This is a genomic window from Cohnella zeiphila, from assembly GCF_014212055.1.
GTDB classification, from domain to species: Bacteria; Bacillota; Bacilli; order Paenibacillales; family Paenibacillaceae; genus Cohnella; species Cohnella zeiphila.
Genome location: NZ_JACJVO010000018.1, coordinates 143,124 through 162,656 on the forward strand (window position 1 = coordinate 143,124; position 19,533 = coordinate 162,656).

Below are 19,533 nucleotides of genomic sequence, written 5' to 3' on the forward strand. Positions count from 1 at the left end.
GAAAGGAAGCCGGCCATGTCCACCGTGAGCGTATGCATCGTTACCTACAACAGCATCGGGGATATTATGGCTTGTCTTGAAGCTGTCGTCGGGCAAACCCATCCTGTCGAGCAAATTATCGTTGTCGATAATGCCTCAAGCGATGGGTCAGCGGCTCAGGTTCGGCAGTGGAGCGACCGAGTTCATCTGGAGGCCAATACGGTGAATGTCGGGTTCGCGGGCGGACAGAACCAGGCTATCGCCAAGTCGAACAGCGACTATGTTCTGGCTCTGAATCCGGATGTCGTTCTGGATCCCCATTATTTGTCGGAGATCCTTGCGGTTATGGACCGGGATCCCTCCATCGGCAGTGCCACCGGCCAGCTTGTGCTGTCGGACAACCCCGCAGTCATGGACAGTGCCGGCTTGGCGTTCAAACGGAACCGGCAGGCCTATGACTTGGCCGCAGGAGAGCCTGTCGCGGCATGGGGGACGTCTCTCGATGTATTTGGGGTATCCGGGGCTGCGGCCGTCTACCGTGCGGCTATGGTGCGTGATATCTCTTATAACGGCCAGTTCTTCGACGAGACCTTCTTTGCCTATAAGGAGGACGTAGACGTCGCCTGGCGGGCCAGGAGGCTGCAGTGGACGGCGAAGTACGTCCCTAACGCCCGTGCCGTTCATCGGAGAGGCTGGAAAAAGGGAGGACGCAAAGCTCTTCCGCTCTTCGTTCGCAGGCATTCGTACCAGAACCGTTTCTTCACCTTAATCAAAAATGAGCCGGCAGGCTGGCACTGGTTCGGCTTGCTGCCGCTTCTCATCGTTACCGAGGGCTTGAAGCTGGGCTATATTGCATTATTCGAGCCGGGGCTGCTCGCTTGTTGGCCGACTATCTGGAAGAAGTGGCCGGAGATGCTGGAGAAGAGAAGATGGCTTAAAAAAAGGATTCAGGCCGCTAATGATAGACATCGTTAAATTGTGAAAGGAGGGCTCTCGCCCTCCTTTCGCTATTGGACTCAGCCTTCGAACAAATCCGCATACTCCAGGAATCGCTTGACCATGGCAGCCGCTTCGGCGCGGGTCGCGTTGGCCTTCGGCTGGAACTGGGTGTCCGACACGCCGTTCATGATCCCGGCCTGCACGTTGGCCGCGACCGCGCTGCTGGCCCAGGAGCCGATCTTGCCGCGGTCCGAATATTTGCTCAGGACGGCGGCGGACGCAGTCGGCTGCGTTCCCGCATAGGTCATCGCCCGCATCATCATCGTGGCCATCTCCTCGCGAGTGATCGACGCGTTCGGATTGAAGCGTCCCTTCTCGTCTCCTTGGACGATCCCGGCCTCGCTTACGGCGCCGATATAGCCCGCTCCGGCGCTGCCCGAGCTTACATCGGGGAAACGGGTGGCAGCGGATTTATCGCCCGTCAGACCGAGACCGCGGGCAATAAATTCGGCGAACTCCATGCGGGTGATATTGCGGCTTGGAGCGAAGGTCGTTGGGGTCGGCGTCGTCACGATAAACTTGGCTCCCAGCGCCGCCACGTCGTTTTTGGCCCAGTGATTCGCCATGTCGCTATAGACTTGTTTGTCTTTGCGAACAACGGCAAAACTGCCGTTGCCTTTCCCCATAAAACGAACATTCAGTTCACCGTTCTGAGTCTCCGTCTTCGTCGGCACGTACGTCAGATCGCCATAATCACTGTCATATCGAACGACCAACAGTTCGGAAGCCGACGCTGAGCCGGCGCTTAGCACAAAGGATCCGACCGCATATTGATTGAAATTTTGAATCTCCCGTTCGCTTCCGCCGGCCGATAGAGAAGCGGCGAATGCAGCCGGCGTCGCCATCAGCGATCCTCCGGCGGAAGAAATGGCGCCAGTCAGTTGAGAATCTGAAGTCTTCTCGATGGCAAGATACAAAGAAGTAGAATCCGGGCTCCATCCCGCCAAAGCTAGTTCTTGAGTGAAGTTGATGGCCGAGAGCGGAATGGAGTAAGACGTGCCGCCATATTCAAGCCGGAATGACGCATTGGATATCATAGAAGCTGCCTGCACGATTGAGCTAACCGGAATCGAGACGAGCGCCCCGTTCTCCGAAGCGGGTACGGCAAACGTCACTTGTTGATTCGTCAGTTGGGATGCGTTCGATTTCAAGGAAGCAAAAGCTTGAATGAATTTGTCCGAATTCAGGATATACCGATTGGCGATTTGACCGGACGGCGTTGTGCCCGATGCCTTGGTCGCCGCCGAAGCGTCCAGTTGAAGCCCTCCTTCGCCATCAGTGCCCGCATAGCTTGGCAAATTGTCCACGGTAGAGGATTGGTTCAGAACGGACATGTTATTGATCCCGGCCATCGTCTGGTTGTTCGCATCCATTAATGGGGTGCCCGAATTATAATAGGTCAGTAGCACCGTCTGTCCTCCCTTTATCGCGCTCCCAAGCGTAAGGGTGACGTTCGAACCGGAGATGGAGACTTTGCTAACACTGACATAAGAACCATCGGCATTTACGACGAACTGCAACGGATTCGGTACGGATGAAGCGTTCAAGTTCGCACTGTATGCCAACGTTAGAACCGAGCCATTTACCGATGCCGACGAAAGTGTAGCGCCAGTCGTACTGCCCGAGACGACTTGGTAATTGCTGAACCCCGCTGCTGCGTTGCCAGCGAGATCGGTAATGGCCGGCGAACCCGGGATGTAGGTAACGAGTACGATATTGGCTGATGAAACGGCCGAAGTGAGCGTCAGCTTAACGGTATTGTTCGTTACAGAGACAGCCGTCACCTGGTTGGACACTCCATTCACCAGAACCGAGAAACTTGAGCGAAGCGGCACCAGAGAAGCGTTCAGACCTTCGTTATAATTGAGAGATACATTATTTCCCGAGACCGATGCGGAGGACACGGTTGGCGGGGTCGTATCGCTGGCGTTCTGGAGATAGAAGTCGGCGAATGCCGCAACCGCATTGCCGCTGGTATCCTGAACAGGATACCAGCCGGGCGTGTAACTGACCGATACGATCTGGCCTGTTGAAACACTGGAGGAAAGCATAAGAATGACATTCGTTCCGCTGACGGAGATCCCGTTGATCGAGACGGCCGAGCCATTCACCTTCACCGAGAATTGAGACGATGCATAAGAGCTTACGCTCTGCAGCGTTTTATTGAAGACTAGGGTCAACGTGTTGCCCGATACACTGCCGCTATCGGGCTTCGGCAACGTGGTCGTTGTTGTGTTGGAGACAGCTTTATTGGTAAAGCCTGCAGCGCTGTTGGCCGACAAGTCGCGCAAGGGCGCGTCGCCGACCGTATAGGACAGTTTAACCGTCTGCCCGACCGCAACGCCGGATTGCATCGTGAGCCTCACCTGGCTTCCGCTTACGGACACGGCGTTGACCTGCCGAGGCACATCGTTAACTGTTACATAAAAGTTCGATGCATAAGGAATGGAAGTCTCGTCGAGAGGTTCGTTATAAGTCAGCAATATGACCGCTCCGTCCATTGTCGCCGAAGATAAGGAAGGAGCCGAAGTGTCCGAGCCGATCGTCTGGAACGTCCAGCGATAATCGTTCAGGATGCCGGGAAAAAAGTTGCCCGCCGCATCCGTTATCGCGTCTGCGGGAATATGAACAACATAGGATAGCTTTCCTGTAAAGGCGGAGGAAGGCGTCAACGTCACGACATTCGGGTCGGGTATAGAAGCGTTGTCCGGACCCAGGATCAGATTGACGTTCCCCGTGCTTCCGGTCGTTGGAATCGCGGTCCCCTTCGCTCCTGCTTTAATCTGCACAGGCTCGCTGAAACGCATTTTCAACACACCGTTTAGCGACACGTAATTGGCTCCGGAGGTTGGCGTGGTTTCCAAAAGGTCCGGCGGGGTCGAATCGGTCGTCGTCGTGAATCTCCACGTCGTCGTATTCGTCGAATCAATCCCTGCATAAGCATTGCCGGACATGTCCGTAAAGGCGGTTTTGTCAATGTTAATGGCGTAAATCAAATTTGCCTTTAAGCTTTTATAGGGGCGTATCGTAATCGTATCCGTTCCGACTCCAGTGACTTGAGCGGAATTGGCCGGAATGGAATCGTAAGTCGTTCCCGCGGATAAATCCCGAATTTGAATGCTCCCGCTCCCCGGCAAAACCGACTCATTAAATTTCACGACAAGCGAGGAGCTTAGATCCGCAACGGTCGTATTGTTGGACGGCGTAAAAGAAATCGCCGAAGGCGCGGACATGTCCGAATAAGCCGTCTGAAAGTTCCAGCTCAGCGCGTCGGTAATGCCGGCATAATCGCCTGACGGCCCCTTAAAAGCGCCAGGGCTGACTTGAACGTAATACCCGGTACCCGTCTGGAGCTTGTTCGCCTCCACCGTGATCGTAACGAACGTTCCGGAGGCGGACACCTGGATATTCGATGAATTCACGTCATAGGACGCAGCCGTTGCAAAGGTACTGGAGTTTTTAATGGTAATGGTTCCGCTGCCCGGGGTTACCGCCTCGGAGAACTGCATCACGAGCTTCGCATTCATCGGAACCGAAACCGCATTGTCGGCCGGATAGAGCGTTTGAACGGTCGGCCCGCTTCCCGCAGCCGCAATCAGTATCGGGGCGTCGGCAGAAGCCGCGAACGCTCCGGCGGCGGCGATGCCCTGGAGGAACAAAGCGGCAACTAAAGTCATGGCATAAAATCGAAAACGGCGCAAAACGATACCTCCCAAAAATTGCTAGGCTTCAAGACAAACCCGTACCTTCTTTTTCGGCTCAAAGGCATGTGTAGTTTAGGGAGAAAAGGAAAAAGCCGCCTTCCACCGGTTCGAGTAACCGATGATAAGCGGCTTAGGATGAAGCTGTGTAATTAGGCCAGAGCGCCTTGCTTCAACGCCTCGGCGCGGTCTACGCGCTCCCAAGGCAGGTCGAGGTCGCTGCGGCCGAAGTGGCCGTATGCGGCCGTCTGGCGGTAGATCGGACGACGAAGATCGAGCATCTTGATGATGCCGGCGGGGCGCAGGTCGAAGTTGCCGCGGATCAGCTCCACGAGCTTCTCTTCGCTCACTTTGCCCGTACCGTAAGTATCAACATTGATGGATACCGGGTTCGCGACGCCGATCGCGTAAGCCAGTTGAATCTCGCATTTCTCGGCGAGTCCGGCTGCAACGATGTTCTTAGCCACGTAGCGGGCCGCGTAAGCGGCGGAACGGTCGACCTTGGTCGGATCCTTGCCCGAGAACGCGCCGCCGCCGTGGCGGGCGTATCCGCCGTACGTATCGACGATGATTTTCCGTCCCGTCAGACCGGCGTCGCCTTGCGGGCCGCCGATGACGAACCGTCCGGTCGGATTGATGAAGAATTTCGTTTCTTTATCCAGCCATTCCGAAGGAACGACCGGTTGAATGACATGAGTGCGGATATCGTCCTGAATCTGATCCAGCGGGATTTCCTCGGAATGCTGCGTCGACACGACAATCGTATCGACACGGGTCGGCTTGCCGTCGATATATTCGATCGTCACTTGCGTTTTGCCGTCCGGGCGAAGATAGTCGAGCGTCCCGTTCTTGCGAACTTCGGACAGACGGCGGGAAAGACGGTGAGCCAGCGCAATCGGCAGCGGCATCAGTTCCGGCGTCTCGTTCGTGGCGAAGCCGAACATAAGCCCCTGGTCGCCCGCTCCGATGTCCGGGTTCTCCTGAAGAACGTCTTTGCCGTCACGGCTCTCAAGCGCCGCGTTGACCCCTTGGGCGATATCCGCAGACTGCTCATTCAACGAAGTAAGCACCGCGCAGGTGCTGGCATCGAAGCCGTACTTGGCCCTCGTGTATCCAATCTCGCGAATCGTGCTGCGCGCGATGGCCGAGATATCTACATAATCCGCTTTGCTGCTGATTTCCCCGATGACCAGTACCAGGCCGGTCGCAACGGAAACTTCGCAAGCGACGCGGGCGTAAGGATCCTCACGCAGGAACGCGTCGAGCACAGCGTCGGAGATTTGATCGCAAATTTTGTCCGGATGGCCTTCCGTGACCGATTCGGACGTGAAGAGATGTCGTCCTTTAATCGACAACTTCTTCAACCTCCCCTACACAAAAAATGAACCTTTTCCGGTAGGAAAAGGTTGTCAGACAGACCTTCAGATGATAATGATACCGGAATTGTCGATCGGTGTCAATGCGCATCCGCCTGCCAAAGATGACCGGTCTTACAAGATCGTTTGCTGCGCTTGCTGGACAAGCCGCTTCGTAATTCCGCCGCCGACAGCTCCCGCTTCCCGAGCCGTCAGCTCGCCCAAATAAGCGGCTCCGCCGCGCTGCGAAGACATGCTGCCCAGTTCTCCGGCGAATTCCGAGTCCAGATCGCCGGCCGCGGGCTGACCGAAAGGTACGCCGAGTTCCGAAGCGATCTCATACTTCATCTGGTCGAGAGCCTTCTGACATTCCGGGACGAGCTTGCGATTTCTGCCTGCCATGATTCGAGGCACCTCCTTGAATTTTGACGGTCTTAGTATGCTCGCGACCGCCTTCCCGGAGGCGTATGACTTCATGGCAATGCGGGAAAATTATAGCTTGCGAGGAACTCTTCAAGAGCGGATCGCCAAGGACGCAAAGGTTCGAAGCCCATGCGAAGCAGCCGTTCCTGCCCCAGCACCGAATAAGCCGGTCGCGGCGCCGGTCTGGGAAATTCGGCGGTCGTGCATGGGATGACCTTCGTACCGGATCCGCTGAGCTCGAAAATCGCCTGCGCAAATTCGTACCAGGAGCAAGTTCCGGTATTGGAGGCATGATAAATCCCATAATGCTCCGTTCGGACCAGCTCCGTCAGAAAACGTGCGAGATCCAACGTGTAAGTCGGGGATCCGACCTGGTCGTCCACGACTTTCACTTGCTCGTGAGTACGGCCGAGCCGAAGCATGGTTGCGACGAAGTTGCTTCCGTATCCGCCATAGACCCAAGAGGTCCGAACCACGAAGGATTTGGAGCATTGGGCTAACGCCATTCTCTCCCCTTCGAGCTTCGTTCGTCCGTATACGGTCTGCGGATTTGGCGCATCCTCTTCTTGATAAGGGGCTGTCCCCTTGCCGTCGAAAACGTAATCCGTGCTGACATAGCAGAACTTGGCTCCTGTCGCTTCCGCAACCTCTGCCATGTATCGCGTCCCCAAGGCGTTCACAAGATAAGCCGTCTCCGCATCGCTCTCTGCCTGGTCTACTGCCGTATAAGCTGCCGCATGAATGACCGCATCCGGCTTTTCTTCCGCCAGCTTGCTTCGGCATTGAGCCTCATCGGTAATGTCCAACTCCCGGCGAGTCCAGCTTAGCCACTCCACGTCTTCGATGCGAAGGTTCGTCAATTCTCGTCCCAACTGTCCGCCGGCTCCGGTAACGGCAATTCGGAGTTTTCGATCAGCCATGCCGTCGATACTCCCCTGTCTCGATTCTTCGCAGCCACTCCGTATTTTGCAAATACCATTGGATCGTCTGCCGGATTCCCGTCTCGTAATCATATTGCGGCACCCAGCCCAGCTCCCGGCGGATTTTAGAGGCGTCGATCGCGTATCGGCGATCGTGTCCTAGCCGGTCCGTAACATATTGAATCAATGTCTCCGGCTTCCCAAGCTCCTGCAAAATCGTCCGAACCACATGCAGATTCGTGCGCTCGTTATTGCCGCCGATATTGTACACCTCGCCAGGCTTCCCTTGATGAATCACAAGATCGATAGCGCTGCAGTGATCCTCGACATAGAGCCAGTCCCTGATGTTAAGCCCATCTCCATAGACGGGAAGGGGTTTATCCGATAGAGCGTTCGTGATCATTAACGGAATCAGCTTCTCGGGAAACTGGTAGGGACCGTAATTGTTGGAGCAGCGGGTAGTATTAACCGTCAATCCGAACGTCTCGGCATAAGCTCGGACCAGCAGATCTGCACCGGCTTTGCTGGCTGAATAAGGACTGTTTGGCATGAGCGGACTTTGCTCGGTAAACAATCCTTCGGCTCCTAGAGTTCCGTAGACTTCGTCGGTCGAGATTTGAACGTATTTCTTAACCCCGTATCCCTTGGACAAGTCGAGCAAATTCTGGGTTCCCATTACGTTCGTCCGCACGAAAAGATCCGGCTGACTAATGCTTCGGTCGACGTGGGATTCCGCCGCGAAATTCACCACTACATCGACCCCTTCGGCAAAAAGAGGCTCCATGGCGATTCGATCCGCAATATCCGCCCGAACGAACAGATACTGCGGGTTGCCATCAACGGAAAGAAGATTATCCGGATTGCCCGCATAAGTAAGTAAATCCACGTTCATGATCTGATAGCCCGGGAATCTCTTCAACATATATTGAACGAAGTTGCTACCGATAAATCCGGCACCGCCGGTTACGAGCAGTCTCAATCTTCTTCACCCTCTGATTCGTGATAGACAAAGTTGATCTCGGCTTGCGCCATTGTCGGATGCTTCTCATCCTTTTCGGACAGGATCGGCTGCTTCACCGGCCAAGAGATGGTTAGAGCCGGATCGTTCCAGATCAACCCCCGGTCGTGTTCGCGTGAGTAAAGGGAATCGACCTTGTACTGTACCTCCGTATTCGGCTCCAGCGTGCAAAATCCATGCGCGAAGCCCTGCGGCACGAGGAGCTGTTTCTTGTTCTGTGCCGATAATTCATAGCTTTCCCATTGACCGTATGTTGGAGATCCTCGCCGCAGATCGACGACGACATCCCAGATCCTCCCCGACGTTACCCGGACCAGTTTCGCCTGCGCATAAGGATTTAACTGATAATGCAGCCCTCGCAGTACGCCGACCGGTGCCGATAAAGAGTGGTTATCTTGTATAAATTCATTGGAGATCCCGTTCGCCCGGAAAGTTTCCCGGTTGTAGCTCTCCATGAAGAATCCGCGATGATCTCCATAGACGTCAGGTTCGATCAGCTTAACTCCGTTTAGACGTCCTTGGGTTACTTTCACTTTCCATCCCCCCAGTTCTCCCGCATTCTACAAAGTATGCGTCATGCGGTTTGGACGAACACGGCCTTTACCCTATCGTTGGTTTAAAGGAAGGCCTTCGCTCCCGTAAAAAACCGCAGAGCTCCCTGGCTCTTGCGGTTTTTCGCTTTGCATATAAATGATACTATCAAGTTGTCTAGATTACTGCAAAGAATAATTTCCGCGAACGAGTACCGTCAATCCGTACTTTTGCTTCGGATCGGGTTCGATGCCTCTGCCTGCGCGAGGGAATAAAATCAGATGATTGGTGGCAATTGCTTTGCCCGACGTTAGATCGATGCCATCCGTCACATCGGACAATCCATTCGCATCGGTACTATAGGCAAGCGCCTTGCCGTTGCGTACGATGACTTCACCGCCGGCATCCACCATCAGCTTTTTCCCAATAGGCACGTTCACAACCTCTAGCTTGCTGGAAGCTGCGGGAGCCGTTGCCGTGCCGCCGCCCTGGATCTCCGCCAGCTTCTGGTCCACGTACGATTTGGTTACGATCGGATCGTCCGTAGAACCGGGGGTAGCCGTTTGCTGATCTGCGTACGCGGACTGATACCAGCTAATGCCGCCAATGCCGGCAAGAACAACGGCGATCGCTGCAGCCGCAGTCACTTTCTTCGAAAGCTTGAACATCTTCGATCTCCTTTTGTTGAATAATGTCGTCTATCAAAATTCTACCATACTCTTAATCTTTTATCGTTATGACAGAGGACTCATTCCATAAAAGTGAGAGACAGTTCTCTTTCGAGAGCTGTCTCTCACTTGATAAGAGTTTAATTCGTGGAAGTTGCATTCCAGTCGTTATCGATGAACCAGAAGTCGATTGGACGTTCGGCAATGACTTTCTTCGCCCCATTAACGATCTCGTACAACTTAAGCGTATATTTAAGGCTTCCATCAATGCCATTGTACGGATTGGTTTTCGACAGCACAATCTTTTGGTCCGTCCCCGCTTGAAGTGCCGTATCTGAATCGCCTTCAAGTGTCAAATCCTGCGTAAAGTATGTGTACTGAGTTCCATCGTTTGGATTGGTCGCCTCAACGGTCAATTGCAGCTTTCGGTCGGTCGGGTATACATTATAGCCCGTATCCTTATTCAAATCGTAATAAAGAGTCAGCTGAACGTCGTTACCCATGACGGTCGGAGTGAGTGTATTAATTGTAAATTGATAAGGCAACGTTGTTACATCTTTAAAGCTATTGTTCACCGCTTGATCATTAGGCAAGTTAAATGTAACTGGGTTGACGTAACCTTCGAACGCAGCTGTACCGCTGGTATAAGCCGTATCCGTCACTCCTTCTCCTATAATCAGACGAAGGTTATTTGTATCGTAATTCTGCGGAACGTTGGCGCTGAAGGTAACCAATGCCTTGTTTGATGCATTCACTTTACCGTCTGCCATCGTGGCTGTCGCTGGGAAAACATCCCCGTTGTCGCTCTTGAAAATACCAACAAGTTTCAAAGGATCAATCGTACGCAGCTCGTCGTTCGTCAGCGTCATTTGTACGGTGAATACCTTTGTGGTGACGCTATTGTAGACGTTGACGGAATTCAGCACTCCCGTCATATCGCTACCGTCGCGCGAGATCACATAAGGCTTGTCGACCGCATAGATCGGCATACCGATTGTCGAAGAAGAAGCTGACAACTCACCGATCTTCGTTGCAACTTTGTCGACGGTGTTGTTCACGACTACTTTCGCGGTCTTGTACGTGTAGTTGCTCGGCAACTTGGCATATACGTCCACATCTACGTAACCGTTGGAATTCAACGCCAACTGGTTCGTCGTCGCAACAGTTTTGAAATCCAGTTTCGTCTTGTCGTCCAGATAAAAATACCCGGAGATGGCCGGCAACGTCAACGGAGTCGAAGATACGTTCTTGATTCTAATCCGCGCTGACAAGATATCTTGCGTCTCAAACGGATGACGATTCAATTCGAGCAGGCTAAATTGGTACTTGCCCTCGCTATTGGAATAGCTAAAGTTATCGCTGCTCGTCGTTGTTGTCGCATTCCCGAATGCAATCCCATATGTGCCAACTGCGATTGGGGTCGTCGTTGTCGCTCCCTCTGCTCCTGATGAACCGTCAGTGCGAACGACAAGCAATTTCCAACCGGTTGTCTTCAGTTTTGCTGGAATCGTAGCCGTGAGCTGGAATTCATCGCGTTCGAGCGGATCTAGCACTAAATCTGCATTCCCTGAACCGGTCGCTTGTGAGCCAGTTCCATCCGAATCAGAAACTTCAGAGCTGGTTGCTTCGTATCGGATTCCCTCCGATGTTACTATGTAGTATTTATAACCGGAGAGTGTGACCGCGCTCTTGCCGACATTGTTGTATACAAAGTTAATAGTGGCATAATTGTTGTCCCCCGAATTTCCGATCGTAGCGGAAGAAACCTTGGAGAACACTTTCGAATTGGAAAAGTAGAGCGCTTTATAGGAGCCGACAGCCACTTCATTATTGTAGTTCTTCGGGAATGTGAATCGGCCGACGCCGACTTCATAACCCGCGACGCTAAAGTCAAAGCGAACAACCTTGAAAATGAGATCGGACAACTTCGTGCTGTCACCAACATTTGCATAAACAGTCAACAAAGCTGTCGATTTGGGAGCGACCTTCGTCAGTTTCGCATCTGCTGATGATGTATTAATGGAGTAATTGCTTCCGCCTGTACTAGACAGCCGGAACCAATAGTCTGTCAAGTCTAACGTTGCTGTTCCACCATTATAAATACTAAGAGTAAAAGCCGCCGTCTGCCCGTTCTCCGTCGGTGCCAGCGTCGCATCAACAAGACTTAAAGTGCTTGCCGCATTCAACTTAATCGGTTTGACAAAGTTCGATACGGCGGTAATGCCCGAAGACACCGTCGCAGCATGTGCTTTGGGAGTTAAAGATGAAGCGTAATATGGACTCGCCACAATCAAGGCTGCTGTAACGCCCAATAACAGCTTTCCGGGTTTGTTTGCACTTGCCATTATAAAATCCTCCCTTAGTCAATTACGGTAATTATAGTACAAAAACATGAATAGAAGATGAATGAAAGATAAATTGAAGAAGGGCAAGCTCACTAAGTTATTAGACGTATGTAGGATTAAAAAAGTTGTGTAGATATGGATGGGATCTAGAAGATTCGTGCTCCGAAACAATATCAAGTAAACATAAAAAAGGCAGGCCGTTTAGGCCTGCCTTTCAGTTAAGCATAGATCTTACTTGTTCAACGTAATGTCAGCAACCGTGTTGCCCTTCATGTCCGCAACATTCGAACCAATGAACTTAACTTGGATCGATTGCGTTGCATTGAAGGTATTAGCGGTAGAAGAAGAGATCGTCAGCACATTGTTGCTGTATCCATACGTGAAGGATGCAGCGGACTTCACGCCATTGATCCAGACTTCAACGCCCGAAATACTGCCAGACGGCGTGCCGTTGTTACCAACGCCATTGCCCAGCGTTTCGCTGAACGTTACATTTAGCGTAGAATCGCTAGCAATAACTACACTTTGTGCAACCGGACGAACGTTTTCGTTCAGAATCGGCGTTGCAGACTTGGTGCTACCCAGGGTGTCACCGTCGCTTGCAGCAAGGCCCGTTACGGAAACCGTACGCGTACCGGTTGCTTGAATCGAACCGTCCGGAAGTTCTACCAGAACATGCTTTTTGTCATAAATAAACGTGGAAGTAGAACCGTTAGGAAGCGCGCTGCCATTGATCTGATACTTGGAGACATCATTAGCAGCAGCCAGTTCCTTGTTAAACTCAAGAACCAGTTGATTGTTCTTCAGGTTTTGATAGTTCGTCGGATTCGTGCTGTTTGTAAAGCTCGTGTAAACAGCGCTCAATGCCAACCCGCCGGAAGAAGAGGAGCCAGAAACCGTAATTACTGCAGTCGCAGCATCGCTCGAGTTACCAGCCAGGTCCTTAACAGCTCCGGAATTAATCGTAAACTCATATTTACCAGCCGGAACATTGTTAGTGGTGCTGTTGTCGGAATCAACAACCAGGTAGTTCCACTCACCAGTATCGTCTGCAACGCCGTTGTTATCATTGTTGGCGTCATAGCCAATGGTACGAGTACCGCTCAACGTTTGGTTCGTAAATACGACGCCATCCGTATTCGTGTACTTATAGGTGATGGGAGCACCAGTATTGAAGGCGTGATTCAGTTCTTCGTTGAATTTAAAGACAAAGTTTTGACCATCCGTTGTTACAGCTTGGAACGTCGGATTCGTTTGATCAAGACCAATGGATACGTTAGACGAGTAATCAAGACCCGGATTTGCTACCAGATCTTTATAACCAGAAATCTTAACAGAAATGTTACGGAACGTCGCGCCATCCAACCAACCGCTCAGGTCATAAGTTGCGCTGAGATTGTCAGACGCAGGTACGCCATTAACGTCGGCTTCTCCGCTCAGAACTGCCTTACCAGCATTTGAGACAGCTTCGCTAAACTTTACCGTTACAACCGAACCCGCGACCGTCAAAGACGTGATCGTCGGAGCAACGTTATCATTCGGAACATTAACGGTGCCGTTGTAATCAAAGTAGTTACCGAAGATATCTTTGCCGCCAACAATGTACACGTTATAATTCGTAGCAACGGACAGGCCATGGATTTCAACAGCTTTAGCCTCGGAACCAGCCAGCCCATCAGAAACCGGAACGTAGTAGATCGAAGCTGCCGTGTCCGTACCAATCTCACTGCCGTTAACGGAAATCGTTCCCAGCGTAGCAGTCGGAACCGGTTCGCTGAATGTCAGCGTTGCAACCGTTCCGGCAAACGTCGTTCCCGTTACCGTAGGAGCAGTGGAATCAGAAAGTTGAATTGCTTGCTTATAGCCAGCATTCGTTTGACCGGAAGCAGATTTCAGGTCGCCCTTAACTTCAAATTGAACAAAGGCATCTTTAGAAGAGAGGAACGACGCATAAGTCAGTGTTACAGTCATTTTATCATCGCTAACAGATACATTCGAAGGATCTTTACCAGCCAGCAAGAAATAGCTGTTGGCATCGTTCGTTGCATTGTCAGCAATATTGTAGGAAGTGCCGCCTACAGAAGTTCCCTCTTGCACAGCCTTGTTGAACTTAACAGCAATTTGTTTGCCGTTCAGAACCGTTACAGAGCTAACTGTGAAACCATCGATCGTAGCGGAGACTTTCGACGAGGATACGGAAGTATCGCCCTTGTAAGCCGTAACCGTCAGATCGTAGGAACCAACAGCTTGCTTAGCCGTCGTGTACGTAAACGTACCGTCAGCGTTCAGCGTAGCGGCAGCTGCGTCGGCAGTACCGACAGCAACCTTAACACCGTCAACGCCGCCAGCCGTCTTACCCGTTACCGTGATCGTGTCGTCAGCGTTAACAACAGCCTTAACGTCGCTAAGCGGCTTCACTTGCTTGGACAGGTAGACAGCATAAGCCAAGTCAATCGTTTGACCGCGCGTAGCAGCTGCCGTGTAGTTCGTCGGAACCGGCAGGCCAGCGTCTTGAGCAGCCTTGATATAAGGACCAGCCCAGGCAGCAGCGCCATCAACCGTAGCGTCGGCAACCGGAGTCAGACCGGCGATGCCTACAGCAACCTTGATGATTTCTTGAACCGTTACGTTAGCCTTCGGCGAGAACAGGTTGTTGCCTACGCCGTTAACCAGGCCAGCGTTGTAAGCGGCTTGGATAGCACCCGTCCACCATTGACCGGCTTTAACATCTTTGAAAGCCGAGGTGGAAGCGGTGTCTTCTTGCAGTCCTGCGATCGCAACAGCAATCGTTGCGAACTCGGCACGGGTCAGGTTGGAGGTCAGGTGAGGATCTCCGTCCGTCGTACCTTTCAGAACTTTATTGTCGACCAGCTGCTGGTACTTCTGAGCAGTGGTCAGGTCGGTATCAGCAGCTGCTGCCATGGAGGCAAACAGGCCGAATACCAAGGCAAGAGCTACGAGAAAGGACAAACTTTTCTTCATAACCTTTTTTTCTCCTCCTTGAAAAGGAATCTGCGAATTAACTTGTGTGGAAGAATTGTAGCTCGAATCTCTCATCGGCGTTTCACCCCCTCTCCGGAGTTGAGCATTGTCTATAAATGATGTCTGCAACGATGACGTCTAGCAAGTAGAACCATGTCGCAGAAACTCGTAAACTGGAAATTGGACAGAAAATAAGCAGGGTAAATTATGCCACTTTCACCATTATACATGGGCACTACATGAGCGTAAAGAGAAATCTCGGCGATATTGCTAGACTGTAAGCCTTAAGTCCCTCTTATTAAAGACATGATGTTAGACGCGCGGCGCGGGAAAAAGTTGCGGTCAATCGAAATTTCATCACACTTTTTTTAACCGTATGCCGAAGGTTTGAAAACACCGTTTCTTATGTATTCGAGGTCCCGGAATTTAGTATAGCTTGACCCAAGGTTTTCGTCACCGCTTAACTTTTTCCACTGCGAAGAAGTTCATCCATTTTTATATGAAAGGATCAAGGCCGCAAAGTCCGCCCTATTGCGGAAGCTTTGCGGCCTTGTCCGGCCCTCTCCCCGATCAGCTCAAGTTGCTCGGGAAGATCTTGGTGCTCTTCTGCAGAAGCGCGACGGCCACTTTGCCCGCCTCGGCCCGCGTCATGTACGATTTGGGATTGAAATTAAAGAATGCCTTTGTCGAACCGGTGACGGTTGCGGTAGCACCGGTCATGATCTTGGCCTTGTTGACGGCACTGATCGCGGGTCTCGCATAAAACGATATATTGGCGGAGTCCAGGAACGATTTGGCCAACGCCGTCTCTAGCTTGGTATCGTTGGTCGGCAGCTGCAGTTGAAGCGCCCTCGCGATCATAACCGCCGCTTCTTCACGGGTAAGCTTGCCGTCCGGACTGAAGAAGCCTTCGCTCAACCCGTTGATGATGCCGGCTCTTGCCGCCGTCTCGATGTACTTGTAAGACCAGGTTGCCGAACTGGATGCCGGCACTACATCGTAGAAGGTGTTTTTATCGTCATAGTTCAGCGGAATGTTCAGGCCCTTGACCAGCAGAGTGGCAAACTCCCCTCTTGTGGTCGTATCGTCGGTTCCGAACGTGCTGCTGCCCGTATTCACCATAATTCCTTTGGCGTACAAAGCGTTCAGAATATTCCGTGCCCAGCCATGGTTCGTAATGTCCGAGTAGCTCTGGCTCAGCTTCATGACGCTGTAATAGCCGAAATCATCGAAGGGTACGGAGATGGTGTGATTCTTCGTGTCGACTTCCCCGCCTACGTTCTCCCAGGTACCGCTGTCCGTATAACGAAAGACAGTCAACGTCGAACCTGCTTCGGCCACTACGTTCGGGTCATAAGCGATCGTCAGCGTTCCCCGCTGGGATGGGACAACCTTGCGTTCGGATTCGAAATTCGTAAAATAACCTTCGGACGAATACGGCGGTAAGCCGTTTGTAGCCGGCTTGTATCCGGAAGTTCCTTTATCGCCGAGCTCGCCTTCGCCGCCATTGACCCAATAAATCTGAGATACGCGAGTGAAGTTGCTCGTGTTCGTATTGCTCAGAAAACGAATGACCAGATAGTCGGGAATCAAAACCTCGTCCCTGCCTTCGTCTTCGTCAGACTGAATATGGTTAATGATGTTTCCGTAATCGTTGCGCCGACCGACTACGCCATCAGTGGGATCCGCGATGCCGAACAGTAGCTTCGTATCGGAATAGTATTTCGTGATCTTATTGCCGTTCTGCTGAGCCGATTTCAAGACGGTTCCTTTGGGGAACGTCAGCTGAAGGCCCTTGTTGAATACGGAATGCTTCGTGCTCAACTGCTCCATGTATTCCGAATCGACTTGAACGGCATCGGTGTAGTAAACATTGATTGTATCGCTGATCGAGCCGCTGGACCTGACAATTTGAATCTTGATAGCGTTGTTCTTGTTCGGCTTCAGTCCAATGTAGTCATACTCGAATCGGTTATCCAAATCGGCCCGCTTGGTGGCGGCATCCTTGCCGATCAGAACGCTCGTGGCTCCTTCGGCTTCAATATCGATATGGACGAAGTTCTTGTTGACGATAATTTGATCTCCTACGGTCGGTTGAGGAGACACGATCCGATAGGAAGCCACCACTCTGTCGATCTCAAGCTTCTGGGCGGTCCGCGCTCCCGTCGAGTTGATCAGTTCTAGATTATATACATGGCTTGTTGCGTCATTAAACGCGATCGAACGAATCCGCAGCATGAAATCGTCCTGGCTGCCAGAGAAATCGTAATAGTACGTCGCGCCGTTGTAGGTGAAGGAGTTATTGGCTTCCGCCTTGATCAGCTTATCGGTCGCCGGAATCGGCAAGCTGAAGAACAAGTCTGACCCTTGATACAGATTCAACGTACTGGCGCCGCCGGCTCGGAGCACCAGATCGTAGCTCTTCTCGCTGGTCTGGTAAGACTCATCGCTGTTCTTGGTGAAGTCCGTGGACAGCGCGTAAATCTTCCCAAGTTCGTCGTCGCTGTAGGTATCCGGATCCGGGTAATCGAACGTTTGACGGATGCCGTCGGTCGGAACTTTCGTCGGATAAAACCTTTGGATTGTCGACACGTTGGTGTCGATAATGTAAAGGCGAAGCGACTTCGTGATTTCAGTCTTGTTGCCGGCGGAGTCCACATTGACTCCCTTGAACACAATGGTGTTCTGGCCGTAGACGAGCGGTCCGGAAGCCAAAATATCCAATGTGACGGAAAAGCTGGTGCTGGAAGCCGTCACACCTAAAGGCGGACTGGTGATTTCCGTTCCGTTCACAAAGTACTGCGCACTGTTCGCCACCAGATTGTTAAAGCCGATAAACTGACCGGAGATGGTCAATTTGTTGCCGGTCTTGCGGGAGTCGAACGTATACGTTTGCCCGTCATAAATGTTGCTTACATAGATGTAGCTCTTGGAAGCGTACGTGATTGTCGCTGTATAGGAAGAGTCTGAACCTTCATAATTAAACTTGACTTGTTGAACTCCGCTGGAGAAACCGGACACTTTGTAAACTTCCTGGTTGTCTTCCACTCCAGTCGCCGCTGTTACGTTTGTCAGGGTTACTGGAGAAGTGCTGAGCGGCAGATAAGATCCTTTAAGAGTAGTAGCTTTGGAACCGTCAGGATTTATGGGAATATCATCTTCCGTCTCGACCATGATATAGAAGTCAGCCGAAGGAACCTCGACGTTGTTCAAAGACTCCTTGCTCTCGTCGGTAATGTCGCCCGCACCGCTATAGTTGGGCAAATAGTACATCTTTGAGATGACGACGTTGCCGGGAAGGAAGTTAAATTTGGCATCATAGGTCGACGCAAAGCTGCCATAGCTGACAGTGAACTTTACATTTTGCAAGCTTTTGATGACCGTACCGTCATCCTCGAAAACGAATGCCGTGGAGTCCGTCTCGAAACTCACCAGCCGGTATGCCGGCGTCGCCCCGTCAGGACCCGGAATGACCGTCTCGTCCGCGGAAGTGATCGTCACGGGCGTTCCACCATTAATGCTGTAGCTCGCATTGCCTTGAAATCCTCTGCCATCCGAATAAGCATTATAAGGAACGAGCATTTGAACAATAAATCCCGCTGACTCGCTTCCGGGCGATGTAGTGCCTTCGGTCAGCGTCGGCGTGGCGTTCAACAAGGAATTGGAATCGCTCGAGCTATTCTGTTGAATATCCAGCTTGGTAAAAGGCTGGTTCTTGTCATAAAAATAGAGTACCCGAGATACGTTGATCGAATCCGAGGCATTGGAAATGACGAACTGCAGCGAATTGATACCGGACGAAAGGGACATCGTCGGCGTATAGAACGTGCCATCCTCCAGAAGCGAGGTGACGATAGGGGTTCCGCCATTCAGGCTGAGCGTCACTTTGGTCGCATTTTGAACGGAGCCTTGAAGAGTAATCTTTTGGTTATCGACGACCACCTGGGTGCCTTCATTCAAATTGATGGCTCCGGCGGATCCGCCAAGCACTTTAATGTATTGAATATACGGAATGCTGTCGTACAGCACATAGAACACGTCGGATCGCTGAACGCTGCCCTGCATGCCGGTAAACGTAATCTTGTTGAAACCCGGGTACAGCGAAAGATCGCTGGCGGAGAAACGATTCGTCGATCCGCTCGATTGGGTAACGGCCCCTACGGTAACGTGTGTCGTATCGGTTGTCCAGATCAAGTGGTTCGCACTATCCTTCGATGCGCTGAGCTGTTCGACTTTGACCCCCATGCTCGAACCTGTAATATAAGAAAAAGTTCCGTCGATCGTTAACTTGCTGTTGTTGGTCAAGTATACATTCGAACGAGAAATTTGATTGGATGATGTGGAATAATCGGTAGTCAGAAGGGCGGTGTCCCGAATCGCCTTCACATCGGGGATGAAGTAGGTCGCCGCGGATGCCGCGCTGGCCTGTCGGACAAGCTGGCCGGGAAACGCCGTAGCCAAAAGAACGGCTGCCAGAAGCCAGACCAGCGTCTTTTTGAAGCGGTGCATGAGTCGATCTCTCCTTTTTCTAAATGCTTTTCGGTTCGAGCTTTAACGACGAGATATAACTATGTATCGGCAACGGAGCTTCCAATCATTAGGCTGATCCGCC

At 52.0% G+C, this 19,533-nt stretch carries 11 protein-coding genes; 1 reads left to right on the forward strand and 10 read right to left on the reverse strand.

Going from position 1 to position 19,533, the window contains the following annotated elements; translation table 11 throughout:
* Positions 1 to 15: 15 nt before the first annotated feature.
* Positions 16 to 954 (forward strand): glycosyltransferase family 2 protein, encoded by a 939-nt coding sequence (locus H7C18_RS15315; RefSeq protein WP_185129952.1) that lies wholly within the window; start codon positions 16 to 18, stop codon positions 952 to 954.
* A gap of 41 nt (positions 955 to 995) precedes the next feature.
* Here H7C18_RS15315 and H7C18_RS15320 read toward each other — a convergent pair whose 3' ends face one another.
* The 10 genes from H7C18_RS15320 to H7C18_RS15365 form a co-directional block, all read right to left on the reverse strand.
* A complete protein-coding gene (locus tag H7C18_RS15320; protein WP_185129953.1) occupies positions 996 to 4,679 on the reverse strand; it encodes a SwmB domain-containing protein in 3,684 nt (1,227 codons plus the stop codon).
* A gap of 152 nt (positions 4,680 to 4,831) precedes the next feature.
* On the reverse strand, positions 4,832 to 6,034 hold the full coding sequence (gene metK, locus H7C18_RS15325; RefSeq protein WP_185129954.1) for a methionine adenosyltransferase: 1,203 nt from the start codon (positions 6,032 to 6,034) through the stop codon (positions 4,832 to 4,834).
* A gap of 135 nt (positions 6,035 to 6,169) precedes the next feature.
* Positions 6,170 to 6,436, reverse strand: a complete 267-nt coding sequence (locus H7C18_RS15330; RefSeq protein WP_185129955.1) for an alpha/beta-type small acid-soluble spore protein — start codon at positions 6,434 to 6,436, stop codon at positions 6,170 to 6,172.
* Positions 6,437 to 6,507: 71 nt separating this feature from the next.
* Entirely contained in the window at positions 6,508 to 7,377 is an 870-nt protein-coding gene (rfbD, locus tag H7C18_RS15335) for a dTDP-4-dehydrorhamnose reductase (RefSeq protein WP_185129956.1), read from the reverse strand.
* Complete coding sequence (rfbB, locus tag H7C18_RS15340; protein WP_185129957.1) at positions 7,370 to 8,356, reverse strand: dTDP-glucose 4,6-dehydratase; 987 nt, start codon at positions 8,354 to 8,356, stop codon at positions 7,370 to 7,372. The genes rfbD and rfbB overlap by 8 nt, the downstream gene beginning before the upstream one ends.
* Positions 8,353 to 8,928: a dTDP-4-dehydrorhamnose 3,5-epimerase gene (rfbC, locus tag H7C18_RS15345; RefSeq protein ID WP_185129958.1), complete on the reverse strand. Its 576-nt coding sequence runs from the start codon at positions 8,926 to 8,928 to the stop codon at positions 8,353 to 8,355. The genes rfbB and rfbC overlap by 4 nt, the downstream gene beginning before the upstream one ends.
* A 180-nt stretch (positions 8,929 to 9,108) precedes the next feature.
* On the reverse strand, positions 9,109 to 9,594 hold the full coding sequence (locus H7C18_RS15350; RefSeq protein WP_185129959.1) for a hypothetical protein: 486 nt from the start codon (positions 9,592 to 9,594) through the stop codon (positions 9,109 to 9,111).
* A 140-nt stretch (positions 9,595 to 9,734) separates the two neighbouring features.
* Positions 9,735 to 11,939, reverse strand: coding sequence for a hypothetical protein (locus H7C18_RS15355; RefSeq protein ID WP_185129960.1), 2,205 nt, complete (start codon positions 11,937 to 11,939; stop codon positions 9,735 to 9,737).
* 231 nt (positions 11,940 to 12,170) lie between these two features.
* Positions 12,171 to 14,996 carry an S-layer homology domain-containing protein gene (locus tag H7C18_RS15360; protein ID WP_185129961.1) on the reverse strand — a complete coding sequence of 942 codons (2,826 nt, stop codon included), beginning with the start codon at positions 14,994 to 14,996 and terminating at the stop codon, positions 12,171 to 12,173.
* Between the two features lie 495 nt (positions 14,997 to 15,491).
* The gene (locus H7C18_RS15365; RefSeq protein WP_185129962.1) at positions 15,492 to 19,430 is read right to left on the reverse strand and encodes an S-layer homology domain-containing protein; all 3,939 of its coding nucleotides are present in this window, start codon (positions 19,428 to 19,430) and stop codon (positions 15,492 to 15,494) included.
* Between the last annotated feature and the right edge of the window lie 103 nt (positions 19,431 to 19,533).